Source organism: Peptoniphilus sp. oral taxon 836 str. F0141 (assembly GCF_000179335.1).
Taxonomy (GTDB): Bacteria; Bacillota; Clostridia; order Tissierellales; family Peptoniphilaceae; genus Peptoniphilus_A; species Peptoniphilus_A lacrimalis.
On sequence record NZ_AEAA01000097.1, the window covers coordinates 1 to 1272 of the forward strand.

At 28.5% G+C, this 1272-nt stretch carries 1 protein-coding gene; it reads right to left on the reverse strand.

Translation table 11 applies throughout. The features are described from left to right. On the reverse strand, nt 1–1196 hold a 1196-nt coding region (gene mobQ, locus HMPREF9131_RS04715), incomplete at its 3' end, for a MobQ family relaxase (protein WP_009345691.1). Between the last annotated feature and the right edge of the window lie 76 nt (nt 1197–1272).

Sequence of the window (1272 nt, forward strand, 5' to 3'; positions counted from 1 at the left end):
ATTTCATAGTATAGAATTTTCTTTTCTACATCTTCCATTTCTTTATGGATTGTCTTTGCTTTTTTATTTATTTTGTAACTATTAGACTTTAAAGTTTCTATTTTTGTTTGTAACTGACCTATGGTTTCTATGTTGTTTTTTCTTAAATAGCTATATGCACTCGTTAGCTTTTTGAAGTCATACTTTTCTTTATTGGTTTTGGCATATCCTTTTAGATATTTACTTTTTTCTTTTTGAATTTCTGAATAAGTTAATAGATAATTTGTTAGATTAAAAAGTTTAGGGTTGTCTATTACCTTATCTCTTTCTATATCCTTAAATTTTTCATAAGCAGTAGACAAGTTATCTAATAGATTTCCTATCCAATCCTTTAATGTTTTTATCTCTTCTTTTATTGTTTTTACAAGTTCATTATATTTTCTTATTTCTCTATTATAGTTTCCCTTGTCAGTTTCTATTCCCTTTCTTTCCATTGCACTTGCTGCTGATCCTAAATGGATTGTCGGTAGATAATCAGAATTTTGTCTTTTAAAACTCCTATGGTCTACTCTTTTTTCTATCTTGTTTTTTGCAAGATATTCATTACAAAGGTCTGAAAAATTTTCTCTCCATTTTTCTACATTGCCTTTATCGTTCCATGTTGTTAGTTCTACTTTTCTTGTCTTTGGTTTTCCATTTTTGTTTAAAATCTTTTCTCCTTGTTCATCTAGGATATATTCTTTTTTTGACTTTGCTAAGAACTCTCCTTTTTCGTTTATGGGTCGCATTATGGTCATTATATGACAATGAATATTTCCATTTTTATCTTGACTCTCATCATGAATTGCATAATCTACTATCATTCCTTGTGATGTTAGATTTTCTTTTATAAATCTTTCAACCAGGTTTTTATTTTCACTTAAAGTTAATTCTTTTGGTAGTCCTATTATGAATTGTCTTGCTAGTTGTGCATTAGAATTTTTTTCTGCCATTTCTACTTTATTCCATAAGGTAGACCTATCATTAAATTCTTTTGGTATATGATCAGGCAATATTATATTTTTTACTAATACTTTTTCTTTTCTTGTATAGTCATGGGTTACTCCGTCCCATTCATTTTTTATTTTTTCTCCACTTATATATGCTGCACTTGCTACTGCACTTTTGCCTTTTCCTCTTGATATTATGTTTACTGAAAAATGAAAACTGTCTGCCATTTTTATCACTTCCTTTCTTTTTTGTTGTTTCACCCTAGCGGGTACAAGTAGGTGGAGGCTTAATAGATTTTTTATA